23 protein-coding genes and 1 riboswitch are annotated in these 25,038 nt (G+C 42.8%); of the genes, 16 read left to right on the top strand and 7 right to left on the bottom strand.

Annotation, left to right across the window (positions count from 1 at the left end; genetic code table 11):
* Positions 1-157: 157 nt before the first annotated feature.
* The 5 genes from metH to TY49_RS12405 all read right to left on the bottom strand — a co-directional run bounded on the left by metH (position 158) and on the right by TY49_RS12405 (position 10,137).
* Entirely contained in the window at positions 158-3,610 is a 3,453-nt protein-coding gene (gene metH, locus TY49_RS12425; protein ID WP_041966230.1) for a methionine synthase, read from the bottom strand.
* Positions 3,591-5,453 carry a bifunctional homocysteine S-methyltransferase/methylenetetrahydrofolate reductase gene (locus TY49_RS12420; RefSeq protein WP_041966229.1) on the bottom strand — a complete coding sequence of 621 codons (1,863 nt, stop codon included), beginning with the start codon at positions 5,451-5,453 and terminating at the stop codon, positions 3,591-3,593. Before TY49_RS12420 ends, metH begins: the two co-directional genes overlap by 20 nt.
* Positions 5,453-6,634, bottom strand: a complete 1,182-nt coding sequence (gene metC / locus TY49_RS12415) for a cystathionine beta-lyase (RefSeq protein WP_041966228.1) — start codon at positions 6,632-6,634, stop codon at positions 5,453-5,455. Before metC ends, TY49_RS12420 begins: the two co-directional genes overlap by 1 nt.
* Positions 6,631-7,746, bottom strand: a complete 1,116-nt coding sequence (locus TY49_RS12410; protein ID WP_041966227.1) for a methionine biosynthesis PLP-dependent protein — start codon at positions 7,744-7,746, stop codon at positions 6,631-6,633. The genes metC and TY49_RS12410 overlap by 4 nt, the downstream gene beginning before the upstream one ends.
* Positions 7,747-7,923: 177 nt before the next feature.
* Positions 7,924-8,039, bottom strand: a riboswitch (SAM riboswitch).
* Positions 8,040-8,505: 466 nt separating this feature from the next.
* Positions 8,506-10,137 carry a M4 family metallopeptidase gene (locus TY49_RS12405; protein ID WP_041966226.1) on the bottom strand — a complete coding sequence of 544 codons (1,632 nt, stop codon included), beginning with the start codon at positions 10,135-10,137 and terminating at the stop codon, positions 8,506-8,508.
* A gap of 315 nt (positions 10,138-10,452) precedes the next feature.
* On the opposite strand from TY49_RS12405, the gene gvpA reads away from it, so the two are divergent.
* The 13 genes from gvpA (at position 10,453) to TY49_RS12340 (ending at position 19,698) form a co-directional block, all read left to right on the top strand.
* Entirely contained in the window at positions 10,453-10,686 is a 234-nt protein-coding gene (gene gvpA, locus TY49_RS12395) for a gas vesicle structural protein GvpA (protein ID WP_041966224.1), read from the top strand.
* Positions 10,687-10,758: 72 nt separating this feature from the next.
* A complete protein-coding gene (gene gvpN, locus TY49_RS12390; protein WP_052442180.1) occupies positions 10,759-11,643 on the top strand; it encodes a gas vesicle protein GvpN in 885 nt (294 codons plus the stop codon).
* A complete protein-coding gene (locus TY49_RS12385; RefSeq protein WP_041966222.1) occupies positions 11,640-12,392 on the top strand; it encodes a GvpL/GvpF family gas vesicle protein in 753 nt (250 codons plus the stop codon). Before gvpN ends, TY49_RS12385 begins: the two co-directional genes overlap by 4 nt.
* A gap of 2 nt (positions 12,393-12,394) precedes the next feature.
* Positions 12,395-12,637, top strand: a complete 243-nt coding sequence (locus TY49_RS12380; protein WP_041966221.1) for a gas vesicle protein GvpG — start codon at positions 12,395-12,397, stop codon at positions 12,635-12,637.
* A 12-nt stretch (positions 12,638-12,649) separates the two neighbouring features.
* Positions 12,650-13,477, top strand: a complete 828-nt coding sequence (locus TY49_RS12375; protein WP_041966220.1) for a GvpL/GvpF family gas vesicle protein — start codon at positions 12,650-12,652, stop codon at positions 13,475-13,477.
* A 1-nt stretch (position 13,478) separates the two neighbouring features.
* Positions 13,479-13,805, top strand: a complete 327-nt coding sequence (locus TY49_RS24265; protein WP_084135462.1) for a gas vesicle protein — start codon at positions 13,479-13,481, stop codon at positions 13,803-13,805.
* Positions 13,690-13,953: a gas vesicle protein K gene (locus TY49_RS12370; RefSeq protein ID WP_041966219.1), complete on the top strand. Its 264-nt coding sequence runs from the start codon at positions 13,690-13,692 to the stop codon at positions 13,951-13,953. The genes TY49_RS24265 and TY49_RS12370 overlap by 116 nt, the downstream gene beginning before the upstream one ends.
* A gap of 19 nt (positions 13,954-13,972) precedes the next feature.
* The gene (locus tag TY49_RS12365; protein WP_041966218.1) at positions 13,973-14,359 is read left to right on the top strand and encodes a gas vesicle protein; all 387 of its coding nucleotides are present in this window, start codon (positions 13,973-13,975) and stop codon (positions 14,357-14,359) included.
* Positions 14,360-14,618: 259 nt separating this feature from the next.
* Complete coding sequence (locus TY49_RS12360; protein ID WP_041966217.1) at positions 14,619-16,361, top strand: carbon starvation CstA family protein; 1,743 nt, start codon at positions 14,619-14,621, stop codon at positions 16,359-16,361.
* Positions 16,362-16,420: 59 nt separating this feature from the next.
* Positions 16,421-16,684: a cory-CC-star protein gene (locus TY49_RS12355; protein WP_041966277.1), complete on the top strand. Its 264-nt coding sequence runs from the start codon at positions 16,421-16,423 to the stop codon at positions 16,682-16,684.
* An 11-nt stretch (positions 16,685-16,695) separates the two neighbouring features.
* Positions 16,696-17,655, top strand: coding sequence for an ArsA family ATPase (locus tag TY49_RS12350; RefSeq protein ID WP_041966216.1), 960 nt, complete (start codon positions 16,696-16,698; stop codon positions 17,653-17,655).
* A gap of 111 nt (positions 17,656-17,766) precedes the next feature.
* Positions 17,767-18,444: a hypothetical protein gene (locus TY49_RS12345; RefSeq protein WP_041966215.1), complete on the top strand. Its 678-nt coding sequence runs from the start codon at positions 17,767-17,769 to the stop codon at positions 18,442-18,444.
* A gap of 72 nt (positions 18,445-18,516) precedes the next feature.
* On the top strand, positions 18,517-19,698 hold the full coding sequence (locus tag TY49_RS12340; RefSeq protein WP_052442179.1) for a thermonuclease family protein: 1,182 nt from the start codon (positions 18,517-18,519) through the stop codon (positions 19,696-19,698).
* 503 nt (positions 19,699-20,201) lie between these two features.
* On the opposite strand, the gene TY49_RS12335 is transcribed toward TY49_RS12340, so the two are convergent.
* Positions 20,202-20,981, bottom strand: coding sequence for a hypothetical protein (locus TY49_RS12335; RefSeq protein ID WP_041966214.1), 780 nt, complete (start codon positions 20,979-20,981; stop codon positions 20,202-20,204).
* 286 nt (positions 20,982-21,267) lie between these two features.
* On the opposite strand from TY49_RS12335, the gene TY49_RS12330 reads away from it, so the two are divergent.
* From TY49_RS12330 to TY49_RS12320, 3 genes are all read left to right on the top strand, one after another.
* Entirely contained in the window at positions 21,268-22,518 is a 1,251-nt protein-coding gene (locus tag TY49_RS12330; protein ID WP_052442178.1) for an ATP-binding protein, read from the top strand.
* A 293-nt stretch (positions 22,519-22,811) separates the two neighbouring features.
* Positions 22,812-23,012: a cold-shock protein gene (locus TY49_RS12325; RefSeq protein WP_023614341.1), complete on the top strand. Its 201-nt coding sequence runs from the start codon at positions 22,812-22,814 to the stop codon at positions 23,010-23,012.
* A gap of 136 nt (positions 23,013-23,148) precedes the next feature.
* Positions 23,149-24,105 (top strand): UCP032817 domain-containing protein, encoded by a 957-nt coding sequence (locus tag TY49_RS12320; protein ID WP_052442177.1) that lies wholly within the window; start codon positions 23,149-23,151, stop codon positions 24,103-24,105.
* Positions 24,106-24,138: 33 nt separating this feature from the next.
* Here the strand turns inward: TY49_RS12320 and TY49_RS12315 are convergent, their stop codons facing one another.
* Complete coding sequence (locus tag TY49_RS12315) at positions 24,139-24,981, bottom strand: STAS domain-containing protein (RefSeq protein ID WP_041966213.1); 843 nt, start codon at positions 24,979-24,981, stop codon at positions 24,139-24,141.
* Positions 24,982-25,038: the final 57 nt, after the last annotated feature.

The raw sequence follows: 25,038 nt of genomic DNA, 5'->3' as shown, positions 1-25,038 counted from the left end.
AAGAAAAAGCAAGAGGGAGGAAATCCCTCTTGCTTTTGCTCTTTCTTTTGACAGCTTTTCTCCGGTTGAAGCCAAACCTGTCAGAAGTTGCTCTTTCTTTTGACAGCTTTTCTCCAGTTGAGTCCCAACCTGTCAGAAGCCTGAAATGTTTAATCCCCTATTTCTTCAACACATTGAAATACCTTGCTTCTGGATGGGAGAAAACGAGAGCCGTTACAGATGCCTCGGGTTCCATCATGTACCCTTCTGTCAAATGGATTCCGATGTCTTCTGGTTTGATCAAGTTGAAGAGCTTACGCTGATCTTCCAGATCGGGACATGCAGGATATCCGAATGAGAAGCGCTGACCTTGATACTTGGCAGCGAAACGGTCTTTCATGGTCATATCCGGGGTGTCAGGGAAACCCCAGCGGTCGCGGATTTGGCGATGGATCAGTTCTGCGTAACCTTCTGCACTTTCAAGGGCAAGTGCCTGGAGGGCATGACTTTCCAGGAAACGTCCTTCTTTCTTCAAGTGTTCTGCTGCCTGGCGAATTCCTGCACCTGCTGTGACAGCGAACATTCCAATGTAATCCTTTTTAGAATCATCCACGGATCGAACGTAATCTGCCAGGCAAAGGCCGGGAGCAACCTCCTGGCGTGGAAAGTCAAAGGTTTCCAGGATTTGATCAGGTTGTTCTGGATTAAATATATAAAGCCTATTTCCATCCGACTGGGCAGGGAAGAACTGATAAACGGCAGCTGGTTTGATCCAATCCTTTGCTTTGGCTTTCTTTAAAAGACTTTGAACAACTTCATTTAGCTTGACTGCCTTATCATTACCCTCAGCAAGCAGATTTTCTACCTTTCCCTTTAACCCGAGATGATGTCCCAGCAGCATTTGCTGGTTGATATAGGGCTCAATATGGGACAGGGAGTAAGATTTAACGAGATGCCTTTTCGTATCTTGCGGAATGAACACCGGTGCCTTTGTCGTCACTTTGGGACGCTCCAAAACGGTTGTGGATGATTTTCGCCCTGAGACCGTGAAGTCCGGCTTATTCATCGCAGCTTCTTGTTTTGCTTTTTGTTCAGCTAAAAACTGTTCATACCCATCCGGTTCCCGCAGTTGATTCGCGATAGACAATCCGTTCATCGCATCTTTCGCATACAATACTAATCCGTCATACTCCTTGGCAATCTTGGTATCAGTGAACTTTCTTGATAAAGCGGCCCCTCCCACAAGAATGGGAGTGTCAATCCCGGCTTGCTTCATATCATGGGCAGTGAGCACCATCTGCTGTGCCGATTTAACTAGCAGGCCAGAGAGGCCAATAATGTCCGGTTTTTCCTTTTTAACCGCCTCAATGAGGGCAGTTGGAGTCACCTTGATTCCCAAATCGACCACATCATAGCCATTATTGCTCAGGATAATATCAACCAGGTTTTTCCCAATATCGTGTACATCACCTTTCACAGTGGCGAGAAGCACCTTGCCCTTTGCAGCGGTTGTATCATTTTTCTCCATATGAGGCTCTAAATGAGAGACAGCAGCCTTCATGACTTCAGCACTCTGTAGGACCTCAGCCACAATCAGCTGGTTATCATTGAACAGTCTGCCTACTTCCTTCATCCCATCCATCAATGGACCATTGATGATATCCAGTGGGGCAGGGTAGAGGTCCAGTGCGATATCAAGGTCTGGCTGAAGGCCTTCTTTCGTACCCTCAACCACATAGTAGGACAGTCTTTCTTCTAATGTCATATCAGGCAGGGTGCTTTTTGTTTCCTTCTTTTTATCACGGTAAAAATTAGTGAATTCCGCAAGTGTATCATCAGTTGTATTGAATAACAGCTCTTCAGCCATTTTAACCTCATCAGGACTGATAGAAGCAAAACGTTCGAGCTTTTCCGTATTCACAATGGCGTAGTCGAGACCTGCCTGGGTGCAGTGATAAAGAAAAACCGAATTCAATACTTCTCGGCCAACAGGTGGCAGGCCGAAGGAAACATTGCTAATTCCAAGGATCGTTTGCGTTTCCGGGAAAGTTTCCTTGATCAACCTGATTCCATCAACAGTTGCTTTGGCTGAGCCAATATATTGCTCATCCCCGGTGCCGACAGGGAAGACGAGCGGATCAAAAATCAAGTCCTGTGCCGGTACTTTATATTTATTGACAAGCAAGTCGTATGATCGTTTAGCAATTTCCAATTTCTTTTCAGCGGAAACACCCATACCTTCTTCTTCAATCGTTCCAACAACGACAGCAGCACCATATTTGTGGATCAGGCGAGCCACAGACTCGAATCGTTCTTCACCATCTTCTAGATTGATGGAATTGATAATCGCCTTACCCTGGGAATAACTTAATGCTTTTTCAATGACTTCATCATCAGTAGAATCGATCACGAGCGGAGCCTTAACTTTTTTAACAACTTCTTTAATAAATTCTTCCATGTCATGAAGCTCATCTCTGTCCGGGTCAGCCAGGCAAATATCGATGACATGGGCTCCATTTTTAACCTGGGCCCTTGCAATCTCAGCTGCTTCTTCTATTTTGGCTTCGGAGATCAGGCGTTTGAATTTTCGGGAACCGATTACGTTCGTCCGTTCACCAACCATGATAGGCCTTAATGATGGATCGTCATATATGAATGGCTCGATTCCAGAAACCATATGCAGCTTGTTTTCTTCTGTTTGCCTCGGCGGTCGCTCCTGGATTTTTTCCGAAATCGCCTTTATATGTGCAGGTGTCGTACCACAGCAGCCACCGACAATATTCAGCCAGCCTTCACGGGCAAAATCAGAAAGTTTCTGAGCTAATGTATCCGGCGTTTCATGATATTGACCTTCCTCATCGGGCAGGCCGGCGTTAGGATAACAGCTGACAGCAGAAGAGGCAAGGGAGGACAATGAACGCAGATGCTCCTGCATGAATTCCGGTCCGGTTGCGCAATTCAGTCCAATCGCAATCGGATTCATATGCTGAACAGAAATATAAAATGCTTCGATGGATTGACCTGCGAGTGTCGTGCCCATTGGTTCAATCGTGGCAGAGATCATCAGAGGGAGTTCTTTGCCACTCTTCTGAAATGCACGCTGGATTCCCGTATACGCTGCTTTTACATTCAGTAAATCCTGGCTTGTTTCGAGCAACAGCAAATCAACGTTGCCATCGATTAGGCCAAGAGCCTGTTCTTCGTAGGAAGCAGACATCTCTTCAAAGGTTGCCCCTCCGGTCACGCTTAGTGTTTTGGTTGTCGGTCCCATAGAACCAGCTACAAAACGTGGCTGTGAGGGAGAGGATGCCTCGTCGGCAGCTCTTCTGGCAATAAAAGCTGCTTCCTTGTTGATTTCGTACGCTCTATGGCCCAGGCCGTATTCGTCCAGGACCAGGCTAGTTGCACCAAAGGTATTTGTCTCAATAATATCTGCGCCAGCCTTAAAGTATTCACGATGGATATTTTCAATAACATCCGGAACGGTCAGGTTCAGGATTTCGTTACAGCCTTCATATTCTTCACCGCCAAAATCCTCCGGTGTCAGGTCTGCCTGCTGGAGCATTGTTCCCATCGCTCCGTCCATGATCAGGATCTTTTTTTTCATCTGCTCAGTTAACAAGGTTGACATTTTGATTCCTCCTCATAAGACGGCTGCTGTATTCATTAGCGTAGCTCGACAACTCGACACTCATTTCATAGTTCATAAAAGGAGTGATCAAATAGATTCCGTTAAACAGTTCTGCTGCAGCCTCAATCAAACCTTTTGTAATCGCTATGCCTTCCTTTTTGGATTGCAGTGGTTCATTATTGAATTTCGCCATAATGTCGAGGATTTCCTGTGAAATCTTGATGCCCGGAACCTCATTATGGAGGAATTCTGCGTTTCTGCTGCTCGTTAGCGGCATCAGTCCAATATAAATAGGGGCATCTATATGCTTTGTTGCTTCATGAACCTCAACAAGCATTTTTTCAGAGTAAACGGGCTGAGTGATGAAATAATCGGCACCAGCACGGATTTTCTTTTCCATCCTAGCCACTGCTTTCTCGATGGAACGGACATTTGGATTGAAGGCAGCGCCGATCGAGAAAGCACCTTTTTGTCCTAAATCCTTTCCAGAATAGGAGAGACCTTCATTAAACTGCTTGATCATCTCGATTAATTCGAAGGAAGAGACATCAAAAACTGACGACGCACCAGGAAAATCACCTACGCGGGCAGGGTCTCCCGTCACGGCTAACAAATCATGAAGCCCAAGCGTATGCAAACCCATCAAGTGGGATTGAAGCCCAATGATGTTCCGGTCACGGCAAGTAAGATGCACAAGAGGGCGCAAACCGATCTTTTCCTTTACGAGATGTCCGATTGCACCATTAGATATTCTTGGTGAGGCAAGTGAATTATCTGCGAGCGTCAGGGCGTCAATACCTGTATCCTTTAGTGCTTTTGCTCCTTCAAAAAACCGAGTTGTATCCAGTTTTCGCGGTGAGTCAAGTTCGACAATCACAGAAGGCCGTTCCTTTACCACCTGATCTAGTGGAGCTAATGGCCTTTTTACGTCAGCAGGAGTGACAACAATTTTGGGCTTCTTCGCAGAAATTTTCTTGTCTAACACTGGCTGCAATCCTTTTAGCTCATCAGCAAATGCTTTTATATGTTCAGGAGTCGTTCCGCAACAGCCTCCAATCAGCCTGACTCCCTGGTCACGGAAGCTATGAGCTGACTTGCCAAAGTATTCAGGATTTCCTTCGTAGTGGAATTTCCCATCTGTATAGGCAGGCAATCCGGCATTTGGATAGACTGATAGAAATGCCTTTGAAGGCAGCTCTAGCTGCTCAAGACTTGAAATCATATGATGGGGACCAAGTCTGCAATTAAGACCGACAATATCAGCGCCAAGGTCTTCGAGTCTATGGAAAACCTCCTGAAGCGGGGTCTGGTCCTGCATGATTCCTATTTCCTGAAGGGATACCTGGGCTATGATTGGCAGGTCGGTCTCTTTTCTGGCAATCTCCAGCACCGACTCGATTTCTTCCATATCATAAAATGTTTCTAGTAAAAGTCCGTCCACACCCTCAAGGAGAAGACAGTAGAGCTGCTCCCTGAAGCTTCGTTTGATTTCTTCAATCGGAATGGCGGAAGGTCTGATTCCCCGGTTCCCGCCAATCGTCCCGAGGACATAGGCATCGGTGCCTGCAGCTTGTCGGGCGAGTCTTACTGCTGCACTATTAATCTCTTTCACCTGATCCTCGAGTCCATATCTTTCAAGTTTTATATAATTGGCTGCGTATGTGTTCGTCTGGATAAGGTCCGCACCAGCGCTTATATAAGCTTTATGAATACGAATGATGTCATCAGGATGTGAAATGTTCAACTCTTCATAACAGGTACCGGCTCCATAAGAATGGAGGAGAGTACCAATCGCTCCATCGGCGATTAAAATTTCATTTTCCAGGCGTTTCAGGAAACTCATTAGACTTCCTCCTTTTGTGCTTCAAGTGTTAGTATGGAATCCAAAGCTTGCTCAAAGTCCGTGATCAAATCATCCGCGCTTTCAAGCCCGACTGATAATCGAAGGAGACCATCACTGATCCCACGTTTTTTACGTTCATCCTGCGGCATGGCTGCATGTGACATTTTTGCCGGGTAAGAGAGGATGGATTCTACAGCTCCAAGGCTGACTGCAAACACAGGCAGTCTTACTTTTTCTATAAATCTAGCTAAAAACTCGGCATTTTTAAGTTCAAAGGAAAGCACCGCTCCGGGCCCATATGCCTGTTGAAGCTGAAGTTTTGACTGTGGATGACCCGCAAGACCAGGGTAATAGACCTTCTTAATTAAAGGGTGTTCTTTTAAAAATCCAGCGATTTTCACTGCACTTTCCTGTGATTGATTCATTCTGACAGATAAAGTTTTGATACCTCTCATAACAAGCCATGCATCCTGGACTCCCAGAACCGCACCGAAAGAGTTCTGAAGGGAATACAGCCTTTTGGCCAGTTCTTCATCCTTAACTACCGCCAGACCCGCGACCGTATCACTGTGGCCAGAAAGAAACTTTGTAGCGCTGTGAAGGACAATATCAGCTCCAAGTTCAAGCGGACGCTGCAAGTAAGGAGTCATAAAAGTGTTGTCCACAAATGTATAAGCACCATGTTTCTTCGCAATTTCACTGACAGCTTGTATATCTGTCACCTTTAACAGCGGATTAGAAGGTGTTTCTGCATATAGTAAAGTAGTATTTGGTCTAATCGCTTGTTCTACCGCGTCAAGGTCGGTCATGTCCACAAAAGTATGCTCAATTCCAAAGCGGTTCAAAACCTGTGTAACCATCCGGTAAGTGCCGCCATAAACATCCACGGTGACAACCACGTGATCTCCCTGTGAAAGAAGCAAAAATGCAGTTGAGATCGCAGCCATTCCAGAAGAAAATGCAAAACCCCTGACACCGCCCTCCAGTTCTGCAATTATTTCCTCAAGCGCTTCCCTGGTAGGGTTGAGACTCCGGCTATAATCATATTTTCCGAATTTGTCTGCCGTAGACTGGTGGAATGTTGACGCATGCTGGATCGGCACACTGACACCGCCTGTTGCAGGATCGAATTTGTGTTTATTATGGAGCAGCTGGGTTTCGAAAGTATATTGGTGACTCATATTGCTTCTGCCTCCTGGCGTGCCTTACTGAAGGCTTCTTCTAAATCCTTTTTCAAATCCTCAACATTCTCGATTCCCACAGAGAATCGCAGCAGTCGGTCACAAACACCTGTTTGTTTCCGTATTTCAACTGGTATATCAGCATGTGTCTGTGTTGCAGGGTAAGTAATGAAGCTCTCAACACCACCAAGACTTTCGGCAAAAGTGATTATGGAAAGACTTTTTAAAAATGGATTGACCATGGCAGGGAAGTGGACCCTGAAAGAGATCATCCCGCCTCTGCCAGGATAAAGGACATCTTTCACTGCATGGTGCCTCTTTAAATAATTCACAAGTTCCCTGGCGTTTTGTTCGTGGCGTTCCATCCTTAACGCCAGAGTCTTCATCCCGCGGATAAGGAGCCAGGAATCGAAAGGACTTAAAACTGCGCCACCGCCATTATGATGAAGGGCGAGAGAATCACATATCTGCTGACCCCTTGCAACGATCAGTCCCGCAAGGACATCGTTGTGCCCGCCAAGATATTTCGTTGCACTGTGGATGACGATATCCGCTCCCAGCGTGATTGGTTTTTGCAGCAGGGGAGTATAGAAGGTATTATCCACAATCAATAGAATACCGTGCTCTTTTGTTATTTTTGCAATTGCTTCAATATCAGCTTGCTCCATCAGCGGGTTAGTCGGGGTTTCCACAAAAAGAGCCTTCGTTTTATGATTGATTGCCGATTTGATTTCGTTTAAATCCGCCATGTCTGCATATGTACTATTTAATCCCCACTTTTTGAAACCTTGCTCTAGGAGACGGTAAGTTCCCCCGTATAAATCATTTGAGACAATCCATTCATCCCCCTGCCCGAACAATGAAAGAACTGTCCAGATCGCGGCCATTCCGGAGCTGCAGGCAAAGCCACGGTCTCCTTCCTCAAGGTCTGCAATCGCCTTTTCAAGAATTTCCCGAGTAGGGTTGCCCGTGCGGACATAATCGTAGCCGCTGGATTGGCCAATCCCTTCATGACGATAGGCTGTCGTTAAATAGATTGGTGGATTCACCGCACCTGTTGATGTTTCACTCCTGTTTCCAAGCTGCGCTAACTTAGTATCGATTTCTGCCAATTTACTCACTCCTAATGATTGTAGTTAGACGGCAATTTTTGTTTTATGAGTAAAGACGAAATCATCGACTTTTAAAAAGACAACTATCGCAAAGCTCCAGAAAGACGGTGCGAAGAGTCTCTAATAAAACAAAAAAGCCTTCTTTTAGAAGAAGACTTTTACAGATGATAGCCATTCTTCTTATCTGCCAAGTTTTAAAAAACTTGCTGGAATTAGCACCTTTTCAACAAAAAAATAGTTGAAGGTTGCTGAAGCTTCACCGGGCCAGGACCCTCAGCTTCTCTGGATAAGATTTCATATTATTGAATTATTAAATTTCTCTAAATATTACAGCTCTAATGAATGAATGTCAATCATTTTATTAGCGCGGTGAAGTAAATAGGTGACAGAATACAGTAATATAATAGCGGAGCATTGCTGAGTTATTCTATTAAGACAGCTTCTTAGGATAGGGGAGAAGGCTATCGAGATTCCGTTGTTTTTGTGACAGCTTTTCTTGATTCAGAACCAAAGCTGTAAAGATTCCGTCGTTTTTATGACAGCTTTTCTTGATTCAAGGCCAAAGCTGTCAAGATACCATCGTTTTTGTGACAGCTTTTCTTGATCCAGGGGCAAAGCTGTCAAGATTCCGCTGCCTCGATCCGGCTTACTCAAAACCATTATCCCAATCTTTCATACACCCCAAAGTGTGAGATCCTCAGCATAATAAAAGACTGGCTCAAATCAATAAATGAGCCAGTCTTGCTAAATATTAAGCTATTAATATATTCCTACAGCATCAAATGCTTTATTGACTGCATCTACTTCAGGGGAAGTGGATCCATACAGGTCTTTTGCTGCTTGCACCACTCCTGCTCGTGCCTGGCTGAAGTTTGTGGAAGAAGTGAAATACACTGTGTTGGCACGATAGAAGATCGCGCCCATCTTATCCGTTCCAACACCTGGAACCGATACGCCATAATGGCTGCCGCCTTGGCTTAGAAGGTATGCAGCTTTATTGATGATTCCGCTGTTGATATGGACTCCGCCATTATCGGAAGTGCCTGTGTAACGCACAGAGTAGTGATCAGGATCGCCGTATTTAGTAGGGTCGCTCATTGAACGAAGGGCATCACCGGCTGTTTTTGGTGTGTAGATATCTTCGCCAATTTCAAAATCAGGGTCATTATTATCATGGAATTCAGCAAGTGTGCCGAAGATATCTGATATCGCTTCGTTAAGTGCACCTGATTCATACTGATAAACAAGATCGGAACTGAAATCAGTAACAGCGTGAGTCAGTTCATGGGCCACAACATCAAGACCTCCGGATAGCGGAATGAAGGTTGTGCCATCGCCGTCACCGTAAACCATTTGCTGGCCATTCCAAAAAGCGTTGTTATAACTTCTGCCATAGTGGACAGTCGATCTTAATGCTGCACCATTATTATCATAGGAATTACGGCCAAAAGTGTTTTTATAGTAATCGTAAGTAAGTCCTGCATAGTAATGAGCATCTACAGCTGCTCCGTCATACGCTGCATTCAGGTTATTGTCAGCGTCCACCCAAAGGGAACCAGGCGTTCTCTGCCTATTTTTAGCATCATAGGTGAAGACACCATTTCCGCGAGTATTGTCCTGTAAATAGTACGATCCATTTGAAAGAAGGGTATTCAGCGTTTTTGTATCGCCTAGTACACCGACACCTGATCCTACTGTGTCACTTCCGTTCAAACTTGGATTATTTTTGCCAGCAGTGTGAAGTGCGTTGTACTTATTGATGATTTCACCTGTTACGGCGTTTACAAAATATTGGTAATTTCCTGGTTCAGGACTAAGGAAATTCAGTGTTACATGATAAGCGAACACAGCCTGATCTTCAGTAGGATATACAACCAATTCAGCAGATGGATCTACTTCATAATCCGCCTTGAAACCCAAATCATTTTCAGCAACTGCAATGGCATCTCTCTGCGATTTCTTATTGGAAGCTTTCACTAGTTTTTCGCCAAGACCTTTGCTGATGGTTCCGCTGAAAACTTGAAGCACTCCTGCTTCATCCACCCGGGCAACCTGGGTAGCTCCCCATACAGGTACACCCTGATGGGTTTGTTGAAGGCGAACCACGTCTCCTCCTAATTTGTCAGCTTCTTGAGAGGTAACTGCGAAACTATCATTCGTGCTTAAATTGTAATTTCCTTTCGATGCTTTCAGGTAACCAAGAACAATGTCCTTTGCTGCCTTCTGGGAGGGATTCGTCAGCTTGCCGGCAACGAATTCAGGTGCACCATGGCTTTTTGTGTAATTTTTTGCAGATGAATCTGATGAGGGGGCGGCAAAGCCAGTGGCAGCAACCAACCCGCTCAGTGCCAAGCTTGCTGTTAAACTTAGGGAAACTACTTTCTTCTTCAAATAAACTCCTCCTAAAACCAAATTCTATCTAATAAAAATTAGTAGATTATCATATTTATACTTTAATAGTCTGAACATTGCAACAACTAAGTCATATATTGTCGAATTTTTAAGTTGGGAAAATTTTTGTGTCGAAAAATTCAGGTAAAAAGACAGGGAGCATTTCCCCATACCTTCTATGATATCTCCCATACAATGTAGTACTTCATTTTTTTGAAGTGGTTTTGATTTGGACAAGGAAAGGATCCACCCACATTAATCGTCCTGTAAAACTATCACTTTCCTTGTTAGATTGAATGGAAGGGAGGTGATTTTGTGGCTTCAATCCAAAAAAGTGTCGACTCATCCAGCCTCGCTGAAGTTGTAGACCGTATCTTGGATAAAGGTGTAGTAATAGATTTATGGGCAAAAGTATCTTTGGTGGGAATAGAACTGCTTACAGTTGAGGCTCGCGTTGTCATTGCAAGTGTTGAAACCTGGCTGGTTTATGCAGAGAAGGTCGGCCTGCTAAAAACTAATCAGCCTGCAGAGGAAGCGCTAGGGTTGTAAGGCTTTTCAGGGAGCCAGAAACTGTAATTTCTGGCTTCTTTTTTGGCTATAAAATGAGAAGGAGGAATAAGGTTGGAAAATGTTGATAAGTTCGTAAATACTCCTTTTTTTGAGAGTGTTATAGAAAGAACCGAACAATATATAAGGTCTGGATTTCCCGTACATTTTGTGGGTCCTTCCGGTGTCGGGAAAACCAGCCTGGCAATACACATAGCAAGAAAATTCAACAAGCCGGTGACGATCCTCCGGGGGCATCATGAAATGAGTAATAAGGACCTTCTTGGCCAACAATACGGCTACGTAAAAAAGGAGGTTGTTGATAACTATATCCATTCAGTCTACAAAAAAGAGCAGGAAGTAAGGCCATTTTGGCTTAGCGGTGAGCTTGTTGAAGCTGTATTGAATGGCCATACTGTCATTTACGATGAATTTACCCGTTCCCGTCCTGAAACGAATAATATATTTCTATCACTTTTAGAGGAGAAGGTTCTTCCCATCTATGGCAAGGGGAAGGAATCCTTTATAGAATGCCACCCGGATTTTTCAATAATATTTACTAGTAACCCAGAAGAATATGCTGGAACCTTTCATACTCAGGACGCTCTTATGGACCGATTAATCACGATTAATTTGGAGCCATGTGATGAAAAAACAGAAATTGAAATTATAACGCTGAAGACAGGTCTGGAAAGGAAGGATTCTGCAAAGCTTGTCAGGTTATTGTCAGAACTCCGCTCTTTAGGTAATGGATATTCCCCTAGCTTAAGGTCGTCGATGATGATTGCTTTAATTTGCAAAGAGCATTCAATCCCTGTTAGGAATAGAGACAAGAATTATCAAAACATCTGCTTGGATGTACTATCCAGGCCGATAAAGCAAAAGCTGCCACATTTAAGCTATTCATCGGTTCAGGAACAGATCTTAAAGGAGATGCAGAAGAAGGAGGAGAGTAAATGAGTTCAGAAGGTGGTATTTACGTGTTTTGTACCATAGAGGCAAGTATGCCTAAAAATTTGGGTAAGGTTATTATCAATGGTGAAGAGACAGCGATTTATACTATTCATCATCAGGATACTGCAGCAGTCGTCTCCAGGGTAAACGGCGAAGTATTGCCGGAACGCCAGAATCTTTTGGCTCATCAGCAGGGTATTATGGAGGTTATGAAAACGCACACCGTCATACCAATGAGCTTCGGAAATGTTTTCAATTCTGAAGAGGATGTGATATTGATTCTTGAGCATCTATCTAAAGAGTTGAAGGCGCTGTTTTCCCAGTTGGAAAATAAGCTGGAGGTTGGCCTTAAGGTAGTGGCCAAACAGAAATGGATTGATGGTTTAATTGAACAGGACCCATATTTGAATGAATGGAAAAGCGGGAAAAAGGATGCTTCTGATCCAGCTTTGCTCTACGAAAAGATTCAATTAGGAGAGCAGGTTCAAAGAGTATTTAATCATTTGGAGCAAAAAGCCCAAGAGGAACTATTCACCCCATTATTCCATGCAGCAGAATCAGGAAAATTAAATAGCATCGTACCCGGTAAGACCATATTAAATGCCGCTTTTTTGATTGACCGGGAATATGAAGAAGCTTTTGATGAAAAAGTCAACCAGCTATATGAACAGTGGAAAGAGAGGGCTGAATTTAAATATTCCGGGCCCTGGCCTCCCTATAATTTTGTGAATATCCGACTTAGGATTGAACAATAACTATGTTTCATAAATTATTCACATTGCCTATCAGGTCAGTTATTAAACTAGCAGAAAAAATCCAGGAAGAAGCGGATGATGAACTTTATAATATACAACACATTCAGGAGAAGCTGCTCCAGCTGCATATGATGTTTGAGAATGAAGAAATTGATGAAGAAACTTACATTGAAATGGAACAGGAACTTCTGACAAGATATAAAATTGCTAAGAACCGAGAGAAAGACAGAAAAAGTTTTGAATAAGGAGGCAGCAAAATGTCCGTTGAAAAAAATCATACGGATTACTTATATGTATACGGAATCATTCCAAAAGAGGAACTTTCGAAAAGTGTTCTCCCTTTAATAATTGGAATTGATCAACAGCCATCGACTGCGATGAAATTTAATGACATTGTTGCTATTGCCACTCCAGTCAATCCACAAAAATTCTCCCAGCAAAACATCGACTCACTTTCCAAAAATATTGATTGGCTTCAGGAAAATGCTATCCATCATCATTCATGCATAGAGGAATTAAACAGGAATTTCACCATTCTGCCAATGTCATTCTGCACCATTTTCCAAAACGAACAGAAGTTATCGAACCTGCTAAAAGAGAGATATGATGAGTTATTCGGAAAACTGCAAACTTTGAAAGGAAAAGAAGAATGGAATCTCAAAGTGTTCTGCAAACTTGAAACAGCAAAACACTTTGTTCTCGAAAATAATCCGTCAATCATTGAACTGAAAGATTCCCTGGCATCAATGCCAAAAGGGAAGCAGTTTTTAATGAAGAAAAAGATAGATCTTAAAATAGGGGAGGAAATAGTTAAGGAATTCGGGAAATGGCAGGCTGAAATTCAAAAGTATCTAACAAGTTTTATAGAGGACTCAAGCCTCCGCAGTAACTGGGGAAAGGATGTCACGGGCAGAGCCGATGACATGATCATAAACTGTGACTTCTTTGTCGAAAAAAAGATGGAGGATGAATTTATTTCCGCAATACATGAGTGTGAAAAGCTTTTTAGCAAAAGAGGCTGTACCTTCCAAGTAACAGGGCCCTGGCCGCCATACCATTTTTCTAAAATGGGCAGTGACGACTAAAATGGAGCAATATAAACCGTTTGAAAACAAAGAAATGACTCTCCTCGATTTGTTGGATGGGGTCATCGAAACTGGAGTAGTTGTAAGAGGTGAAATAATCATCTCGATTGCTAATATCGACCTGATCATCATCGATCTTAGCTTGCTGATATCATCAATAGAAAGTGCATTTGGTATTAATGATAATAATTTATTGAAAGAGGGTGGGTTAGTTGGAACGGTTACCACTGGATCAGAACAATGTAGAACAGGGATTGGCGAAATTAGTTCTGACAGTCATCGAACTCCTTCGTCAATTGATGGAAAGACAGGCAATGAGGAGGGTTGAAAGTGATTCTCTCACAGACGATCAACTCGAAGAATTAGGTATTACACTGATGAGACTGGAAGAAAAGATGGAAGAATTAAAGGCCGTCTTTGGTTTGGAAAATGAAGAATTGAATATAGAATTAGGTCCTCTCGGAAAATTGATGTAATAGATAGGAGAGAATTAGAATGTCGTATCAACATACACCCCAATCCAGTAATTTGCTGGAGGTGCTAGAAAAAATTTTGGATAAAGGAGTTGTGATAGCCGGAGATATAAAAATTTCGCTGGCAGATGTCGACCTCCTTACAATAAAAATCCGATTGCTTGTTGCCTCAGTTGATAAGGCAAAGGAAATCGGAATGGACTGGTGGGAAACGGATCCCTACTATTCAACTAAATCAAAAAGAATTACCAGAGAACATGAACACATTGATTTAATGGAAAAAGTGAATCGTTTGGAACAATTAGTAGAAAAACAAGCCTTGATGCAGCAACTGTCACTACCTGAAAAAGTGCCAGCCGACCAAGGAAAGGGCTCTGTGGACGAACAAAAGCTAGAATCGAATGAGTAACAGTTTATTAGTAAAAATAAATATGAGAGATTTTTTAATGTTTGCTGTGCTAAAGGTTGATGTTGATTTTTAGTTCCTGTTTAACGGAGCCCAAATCAACATATAACGTTAACATAGCAATATTTATTTTATGGACAACCAAGTAATCAAACTTCAGAAAAAGATTTAATAAAAACATTCTGAATTTATTGACTAATCAACCAATATATTTTTATTATTAAGTTGTAGTACCAACTCATAAAAAAGGAGGTTAACAAAAATGAATTCTGTATGGTTAGCCGTGATCGGAATGATTGTGTTTGCGATCGGCTACCGCTTCTATTCTAAGTGGGTAGCAGAAAAGATTTACCGTCTCGATCCGAACTATGTCACACCGGCGCACCAGTATTCCGATGGGGTAGACTTTGTTCCAACGAAGAAAATGATCCTTTGGGGTCACCATTTTACGTCTGTGGCCGGGGCAGCACCAATTGTTGGGCCGGCAATCGCTGTCTATTGGGGATGGCTTCCTGCATTTCTCTGGGTTACTTTGGGAACCGTCTTCGCAGCAGGTGTCCATGACTTCGGTACTCTTGTCCTTTCAGTCAGGAATAAAGGGCAATCAGTGGGTACAATCACAAATAAGCTTATAGGCAAACGTGCAAAAATTATGTTCTTATTCATTATTTTAATACTTGTTTTGATGGTCAACGCCGTTTTTGCATGGGTTATTGCGAACTTGTTTGTAAAATTCCCTGCGAGTGTTCTATCGGTATTCCTACAGATACCACTTGCGATTTGGATTGGTTATGCTGTTTATAAAAAGAAGAAGGGAATGCTCATACCTTCGCTGATTGCATTAGCTGTCATGTATGGTGCCGCCATCCTGGCCAGCCGCGTACCGGCATTGCAAATTGATCTTGTGAGATATTTTGGCGGGGCGGATAGTACCGTCATGTTTGGTCTAAGTGGTGTATCCATGGCTTTCTTAGTCTGGATTGTCGTTCTGATGGTTTATGTTTACATTGCATCAACACTACCGGTCTGGAAGCTCCTGCAGCCTCGTGATTATATCAATTCACACCAGTTGGTTGTAGGTTTATTCATTTTATATGCAGGACTCATTTTCCTGCAGCCAAAGGTTACAGCTCCAGCAATGAATGCAGCGGCTACTGATGTTTCCTGGTTCCCGTTATTGTTCATTACGATTGCCTGCGGTGCCATTTCTGGGTTCCATGGACTTGTTTCTTCTGGAACATCCTCTAAGCAGTTGGAAAAAGAAACAGATGCCCGCTTTGTTGGTTATCTTGGTGCAGTTGGGGAAGGTGTCCTTGCCTTGATCGCCATTATCGCGGTTGTTACTGTATTTGCGACAAAAGCTGATTTTACTGCAGCTTATTCAAGCTTTGCGGCTGCTAGCGCAGGTGGGCTTGGCAACTTCATCAATGGTGCTGCCCAGCTTGCGACCGGCATCTGGATTCCAGCAGACATCGCAAGGACGATTGTTTCCATCATCGTCGTCAGCTTTGCCGCTACCACTTTGGACACGTCAGTAAGATTGATGCGTTATATCATCGCTGAAATCGGAAGCGAGTACAATGTCCAGGCACTGACAAAGACTCATGTGGCTACAACTGTTGCGGTTGTTTCCAGTGCGGCGCTAGTATTATTGCCAAAAGGACCTAACGGATTCGGTTCTGGCGGATACCTATTGTGGCCTTTGTTCGGAACGAGCAACCAGCTTTTGGCCGGAGTCAGCCTGCTGCTAATTTCCATCTGGCTGAAGCGTCAGGGAAGGAATTACCTTGTAACCTTCATCCCAATGGTGTTCGTATTCTTCATGACACTTTGGGCAATGGTTCAGCAGGTCGTTTTCCAGTGGTCTGGTTATGGAAGTGGCGAACTGAATATGCTGCTCTTTGGTATCGGAGGACTGATCCTGATCTTTGTATTCTGGATCATCATCGAGGCAATCGCAGCCTTCAGCAGGAATAATCCACCGCCATTAAGCAAGGAAATGTAATGAAGTGGAGGCCGGGCGACCGGTCTCTATTGTCCTTTTTAGAAAGAGAGGAATTCGCGATGGGTTTCTACGAACAATTAAAGCGTGCAATAGCTGTCTATGATGAGATTCTCAGACAGCCGCACAGGACAGAAATTGCTCGTGAATTACGAGATGAAGAGGACCTGTTTATGTTGTTGTGCTTTTCAGAAATGCTCGGTCTGCCCAACCCGGCATTTTACTACACACTTGAACTATACCCTGTCATTATCGAGCGTTTTCATGATTGGCATCTTAGGGCCGGGATGGAAAAATCCCCGCTTGAAGGAATACGCTGCTGCTAGGAGGAAGTGTTATGGATATGCTGGAAAAGAAGATCTATTTTATCGGCGGAAAAGGCGGTGTTGGCAAAAGTACAACATCCGCGGCAATGGCGCTTTTACTTGCGCAAAAAGGAAAGAAGATACTTCTGGTTTCAACAGATCCCGCCCATAATACAGGCGATTTATTTCATCGTAACTTCAGCGGGGGAAAAATCGAAAGAGCAACGGAGAATCTGGACGTACTGGAGATTGACTCGGAACAGGAGTCAAGGAACTATATAAATGGAGTAAAGGGAAACTTGAAAGGCCTGGTCAAAGCGACGATGCTGGAGGAGGTCAACAGGCAGATCGATATGGCTGCATCCTCGCCTGGGGCAGAAGAAGCCGCGCTGTTTGATAAAATCACCTCATTGATTCTTGAGGAAATCGCAAACTATGACGGTATTGTTTTTGACACAGCACCTACTGGACATACAATTCGGCTTCTGACACTTCCGGAATTGATGGGCGTTTGGATGGACGGGCTATTGGAAAGGCGCAAAAAAGTGAACGAGAATTATGCACAGTGGATGAATGATGGTGAAATCGTTGAAGACCCTTTGTATGACAAGCTTAATGAACGGAAAAACCGCTTCAAGCGTGTAAGAGAAATCCTGTTGGATGATACCAAAACACAGTATGTGTTCGTTCTTAATGCTGAAAGGCTTCCAATCCTCGAAACCGCCAAGGCAATTGATACTTTGCACGAGCATGGAATACATGTTAACTCAATCGTAATCAATAAGGTCATTCCTGATGAAGCAGATGGAAGGTTCATGGAACAAAGAAGAACGAACGAGCGAGTGTACCTTGAGGAAATCAAGGACAAGTTCAAGCATCAGAGACAAATTTTCTTGCCGCTCCTTGAGCACGATATTTCCTCTCTGGCCACCCTGCAACTTATCTCAGGCCTTTTAGGAAAACAAATCGATTATAATTTACACCATCGTTAAAAGTGGTGTTTTCATTTTATTGATTAGGGTTATATAAAAACATGGATAAATTTTAAAGTAGTATGGAAACTAAGGCTAATTGGAATTTGTAATATAGAAAGGGGCACTAGAATGAGGCGAATCTTTCCCGGCTCGATTACAGCGTATAGTCAGTTCGGACATTTGAAGGTCCCTAAGAGTATTAGAAGTATTTGTCCAGATTGCAAAGACAAAGTTGAGTTTGTTCTAAAATCGACTTATCAGAGCAGCAAACACGGATTGATGACGGAAAGTGCTTGCCCCTCGTGCAAACAAAGTGTTCCGTTTGTAATCATTACAAAAGAAAAAGAGACACAGCCTAATGTGTACATATATGATCCCCAGAGCTCGACAGATCCATCAAGCCAGATTCAACACATTCCCAGAATACCAGAAGAATTGGTCAGGGCTTATAAATCTGCGGTCAGTGTTCATCTTACAAAAGAGAATGGAGCGACTGCTGTACTGGCCAAGCGGGTCCTAGAGAATGTACTTAAAAACTTTTTAGGCGATAAAGCTAAGGGCCTTACTCTTGACCAGCAATTCGAAATACTTCCGGATCATATCAATTTAGTAAAACCAGTCACCTCATTAGGTCCATTGATGGCATCTGAAGGCGGACTTCACAAGATGCTTGAGCTGGAATCTGAGATGGATGACGAAATGACAGAACTAACAATGGATTTATTGGAGGATTTGATTCAATACCTATTCGTATTGCCTGGAAAAATAGAAATGACCCGAGAACAAATTGAAAAAAAGTTAAATTGATTTGACTTAAAGCAGCTTCCAAGGGAGGCTGTTTTTTTGGTATAGTAGTAGGGGTAAAAGGGGGGGGCAGCTGTGAATTACATAAAAAACATCAGTGTGATAACTGCCATCCTGATGGCATTTTTTATTTTACCAAACCTGGTTTCAGCGCATAATGGCTCACGGGATGAACTGGGCGGCCATTACCGAAATGCCGATTGTATGTATTTGCTTCATGAACCGACGTCGATTGCGAAAAGCGCAGCCGATATTGGCGAGCTGATCAGATTGATTAATCAGTATAACAGTAATTCTGATTGTGCAGCCAGACTCACTGAGGAAAAAGTCGATTTGGAAGGGTATACTTTCTCAGGAGCAGGAAATGCTGCGCCAGAATCTAATCAGGTTGAAGGCGAAATTCCTAAAGCTGAAGTTTCTATCGGTAAATTGCAGGTTGGAAAAATGTTTGAAGCAGAATTGTCAGAATGCACGGACGGTGATACGGCTGTGTTTACGATCAACGGCAAAGACTATAAAACACGTTTTCTCTATATTGATACTCCTGAAAGCACAAGGACGAAAGAACCATTCGGGCCTGAAGCTGCAGAGTATACATGTTCCTTTTTAAAGCAGGGGGAAATTAAACTTGAGACGGATGGCGGGAGCCTTTTCGATAAATATGATCGACTTCTTGCCTGGGTTTGGGTAGGAGACAAGCTGCATCAGGAGGAAATCACGAAGGCAGGCCTGGTCGAAGACTTTTACGATTATGGCAGCTATAAGTATGAAAATCGAATCTGGTCGGCGATGGATTATGCAAAAGAAAATGGAAAAGGCATATATGCACCTACGGATGCTCCAGAAGAGAGAAATGAACAATCACAAGAGCAACCTAAGAAGCAGGAGCAACAGCCCAAAAATGAAAATGAAGAAAGCCAACAGGAAAATCAACCTGATAGCAGGGAAGAAGATACCGAAGTAACAGACCAACAGCGTGAATCGAAACAAGAAACAGAAAAGGCTGAAACAGCTGAAGAAGAGTTTGACTGCAGCTTTTTAAACGGCCTATTATACGCTTTGTTATTTTACCTCATCGTTCCCATAAAGAAGGCGATGGGCAAGCGGACGCTGGTCGCTCACAGGTTGTGGAGCAAAAAATGGCCGCTCAACCTGTTACTTGGCTTAATGTATGCTTTCCTATGCTACATCACCTTGCTGCTATTGCTGGTGGAAGTCCTCCACCTTTTCAAAAATAAAAAGCGCAAGCGAAAATGACGGACACGATTCAATGTGTAATCTGAAAAACTGTCCGTCATCAAGGCCATGACGGACACAAATTCATAGAATATCAAAAAAACTGTCCGTCATCCAGGCTATGACGGACACAATTCGCTGGAAAATCGGAAAAACTGTCCGTCATCAAGGCCATGACGGACACAAATCGATGGAGAATCGAGAAAACTGTCCGTCATCAAGGCCATGACGGACAGAAATCGATGGAAAATCGGAAAAACTGTCCATCATCCAGGCCATGACGGACACAAATCGATGGAAAATCGAGAATACTGTCCGTCATCAAGGCCATGACGGACAGAAATCGATGGAAAATCGAGAAAACTGTCCGTCATCCAGGCTATGATGGACACAATTCGCTGGAAAATCGGCAAAACTGTCCGTCATCAAGGCCATGACGGACACAAATCGATGGAGAATCGAAAAAAACTGTCCGTCATCCTTTATGGATGGCGTTTTCTATTTTATCTAGAGCCCAGCTTTTCTTATGGTGCCGCGATCTTCAATATCTTGAAGAAATCATCCCGATTATATGCCTCGTAAAGCAATCTTTCATGATTGAAAATGGCATAATACGGCAGCGAATCGATTTTCAAATCAGGAAATTGCCGGCGTGCTTCCTCAAGGTTGTTAACCTTCAAAGAATGTGCCTTATGTACATATTTGTTATTGACCTGTTCGAGAGCCCAATTTTCCTGCAGCGCTTCTGGTTTATACAGTTCAAGTACAGCCAAGTAGCCTGGTTCTTCGGCAAGTTGTGCCTGATAAGCAACCACTTCTTCAATGATTAATGGAAAAGCATAATGATAGACTTGATCTCCGCTGGAGGCCTGGATGATTACTGTACTTTGGCCAGCCACATTGTTAAACGTATAGGTATTATCAAAAAATGTTTCAAATGGAAGGTTCCCCATCTCCAAATCTCCTTGTCCCTGTGAGCGGTAAATGGAAATATTGTCAATCCCTGCTTTTTCGGGAAAAGTGATATTCATTTCGCTGAACGGCTTCACGCTGAAAGGCAGCAGATCATGGAACAGGATTGGTGGCTCATCCTGGTCGATGACAGGTCCGGTGCCTTTTCCTACCCAGGCAAATGTACCTGATTTATATAATACTCCCTGGCCTCCAACGGTGATTACTGCTTCTGGAATACTAAATGACGGTTCTTTTTCCTGTTCCGGCATAAGTGTTCGGAATCCATCTATGGTGAGGATCAGCAATATAGCTAATAGGACGATCCCATACGGAAGCCATTTACTTTTCATAGCTAGAATTCTTCGAAGTTAGCATCTTTTCAATTTCCTCATCCGATGGCGGCGATGACTGAGGATTTAGATGATTATTCAACCTATCAATCTTCTTATGCAGCCTTACAACATCAATGAGTATTAGTAAAAGCAAAAAAATTATGATCCACGTCAACATGAAAAACACCTCTCTTTTTTCCAATATAAAACAAATAGCATGGAATAGAAAGGTGAAATTGGATAAAATTTGCACTGAGCACTGGATTATAATAATATCTTAGGGAGTACGAATGGTGGTGTTACAGTGGAAATTACAAAGCATTTATTAATGAATCTCTCACTTCTTCTTGTCCTTTTGTTTTTTACACAGTTAATCATCGAAAGGCAAGTGAAGGAAGAGAGCCGAGAAAGATATCAATTATTCTATTTCATTATATCGATTTTTACATGTTATATTTTTTCGGTACAAGTCCAGGATGGAATTCACTTTGACCTTCGACAGGTGCCGATGATTCTTGGAAGTCTCTATACTGGATATAGTTTTCTGCTAGCAGCCTTCACGATCCTTATGAGAGGTTTTTTAGGCATAAACGATGGATTCTGGGTCTCGGTGGGGGTCTTTGCAACTCTTGCCATCGTTCTAAAATGGATTCATCCCTGGTTCAACAGGCTTACTCTGAACAGCAGGGTCGGTATCTCTGTTTTATTGACCGTAATCACTTCCTTTTTGTTAATGCAAATGGTCACTGTAGTCAGCGAACCAATCAGACACCCGGAAGCCTGGATCAGTTTCATTTTGATTCCCGCACTAACTTCAGGTCTGGTCAGCTATTCAATTGAGACAATTCGTCAAACTTTCATTATCCGACAAAGACTAGCGAAAGCCGATAAAATTGAAGCCGTCAGCCATTTAAGTGCGGCTATTTCCCATGAGATCCGTAATCCGCTTACAACAGTAAAAGGATTCTTGCAACTGCTCGGCGAGAAAGATTATCCTGATGAAAAGAAAAAGGAATTCATCGATATTGCGGTCCAGGAATTAAATCGTGCTGAAGAGGTCATCAATGACTATCTTACCTTTGCAAGGCCTGCATTTGAAAAAGAAGAGCTAATCGAAGTCGATAAGGAATTGAATCAGGTTCTCAATGTACTGAATCCATTGGCAAACCTAAACGGTGTGAAAATAAGGAAAAAGTATAGTCCGGAATTAGTTATATCAGGGGATTGTTCGAAATTCAAGCAAGCATTCATCAACCTGATCAAGAACGGTTTGGAGGCTATGCCAAACGGCGGGGAACTAATCGTTCAAACCTTCCGCACGGGGACTGTGATCCATATCCTCGTGAGGGATACAGGTCTCGGGATGACTGAAGAGCAGATTGCCCGACTGGGAGAACCATACTACACGACAAAAGGGCAGCAGGGAACTGGTCTTGGCATGATGGTGACTTTCAGCATCATCCGTGCAATGAGAGGTAAAGTAGAGGTTAAAAGTCAGGTTGGCATAGGGACAACCTTCCATATCCGTTTCAGCAATTTAATAGATGAAAAGTAACAAGATCCTTCCAAAGCATGCGTGTGGTACTGGTTTTTTACAACATTTCTCACTAGAAAGCTCCTGCCAGAAAATAATCCACTTTTAACAGATTGTCAGGTTTGTCTTTTGTTGACAATAAAATCCATCGTTGCTATATTGAAATTAGCTGATTGCACACGTATTAGGCACTTTGCAATTTGCTTATTCTAATGTTTGAAGACGTTTGAATAGGTCATGTATGAGGAACTAGTCGTTGTGATTTGCTAAATTTTAATCATGGCTTGTTCGGCCGATCTAGGAGGATTTTTCACATGAAAAACGGTAAAGTTAAATGGTTCAATGCGGAAAAGGGTTTTGGATTCATCGAAGCTGAAGACGGCAATGATGTTTTCGTACATTACTCTGCTATTCAAACAGAAGGTTTCAAAACATTAGAAGAAGGCCAGGAAGTATCTTTCGAGGTTGTGGAAGGTGCTCGCGGACCACAAGCTGCTAACGTTACTAAACTATAATTCTTAATTTGATCTTATAGCTCAGCCATCTGGCTGGGCTTTTTATGTACCGAAATTTCCAATTATTTTGAAACCTTTCCATTATGAAAAACGTAATATCCGGTAACAACTATTCCACAAGGTGAGGTGTATAAAAATGGGTGTCTTCTTAACAATCGCGGCTGGAGCAGGGATACTCTTTGCCATTGTTTATTTTTCCGGCAATGGAAGCAAAAAGAAAGTTTTATTGAAAGAGAACATCCCGGACCACCTTGGCTTACTGGATGATGTGCCGGCTTCTGCTATCTTGAATAAATTAGAGAAATCTCTTTCTTATGAGTTTATAAATCAAGTGAAACTCCGTTTTTTAAGCGAACATCCCGAGATTTCAGATGATGAATTTGAATGGCGTCTATTTGAATTAAAACGATATTTTTTCCTTAATTCGTTTATTAAAAGCACGCCAATGTTCAGCAGCAAGGTCGATGAGATTTGGCATGAGATGCTGATGTTCACGAAGCAATATGAAGCTTTTAGTGAAAAATACCTTGGCAAAATGCTTCATCATACGCCGAACTTGGAACCGGAACCAGCACCACAGCAACGGGCTTTCTTTGATTGGGTGTTCGCTCAGCTTTTTGAAATAACAGAATACACATGGCAGACCTGGGGAGACTTTTTCCATTATCCACTTGATCAGCAGCTACTCCAAAAAATCGGTTCACTTAGTGACGATGAGCTGAAACAGCAATTCTTCATCGTTACTGATGATAATCAGGAGCTGGTGAATTATTTAATCAAACAGCTGAGGTCACAACTAAAAAAAGCGCAAGAAATGTACAATGTTGATAGAAAAGGGTCTTTTGAAAGGCCAGGACTTTTTGGTGACCTATCAGGACTGAGCCTGGTAATGGTGTTTTATTCTTTCTATTACTTTGATGAATACTGGGACTATGCTCAAGCCTACGCTTATTCACACCAGGTCCAAGGAACATCAGGCTGCAGTGCCGTTTTCTGCGGATCAGGCGACATAAATGATTCACATAATGATGGAGGCGGCCACAGCTGTTCCGGCAGCAGTTGTTCAAGCTGTGGCGGAGGTTGCTCATCTTAAATATGAAAAAGCCTGCTAGTGGGTAGCAGGCTTTTAACTTTGGATGAATTTTTTGATTACATTCTGCAAATTACCTTCTGTCATAATATCTGAAAAATCAATTCCCAGCTGGACAGCTGTTTGTGCAACCTCTGGCCGGATTCCTGTTACGATGGTTTGAACGCCAAGCAGCTTTAAAGCATCCATAAGCTTGAAGATTTGATGGGCAACCATCGTATCAACCATCACCACTCCTGAAAGATCCACTATCAAAGTATTGATTCTGGCATCGATACTTTGTGTAAGAGTTGATTCCATCAAGCCTTTTGCTCTCGTTGTATCGATTTCACCAATCAATGGCAGAAGACCGACTTCCTTTGTCAAGCTAATGACTGGTGCGCTCAATTCTTTAATTAGAGTTGCTTGAGAGGCTAATCGATTCATAAGGATTTCCATAAAAACAACTATAAAACTTTCAAAGACATAATCAAGAGTATAATTAATTTTTGCTTCCCATGAAAAAACGTCGTCCAGAGTTATCTCCATTTCCGCCTGTTTTACGAACTTTTGAACGTATTCCCAATATACCCGGCGGAAAACTCCTGAATTCCAAGCGACTTCTGTCAGGTCAGTTTTAGATTTAATCCGGTCTGCTGCAGTCTGGCTCGTCCAGGCAGAAATCGTTTCCTTCATCTCTTCCTCAGTCTGGAAAAGCGATTTAGCCACAAGACGAACATAATTTGAATTCTGTTCCTTTACTCTGCCCATTACTTCTGGCGGAGCGTCAGCAGAGTAATCTGATCCCTTAATAACCCGCTGGCGTTTTAGCCAGTCATCGGTAAAATTAGTGGCATTGTCGACAAGAAACTTGTATAACGCCTCTGTTTTTGTATCCATTTTAATCCCTGCTTTTTTGATTAGTCGTTACCTCTATTGTGAAAAACATGAACTGAA

This window comes from Mesobacillus selenatarsenatis SF-1 (genome assembly GCF_000813125.1).
GTDB classification, from domain to species: domain Bacteria; phylum Bacillota; class Bacilli; order Bacillales; family Cytobacillaceae; genus Mesobacillus; species Mesobacillus selenatarsenatis.
Note: the sequence above shows the minus strand (reverse complement) of the source record. Positions and strands in the feature narration are given on the sequence as shown.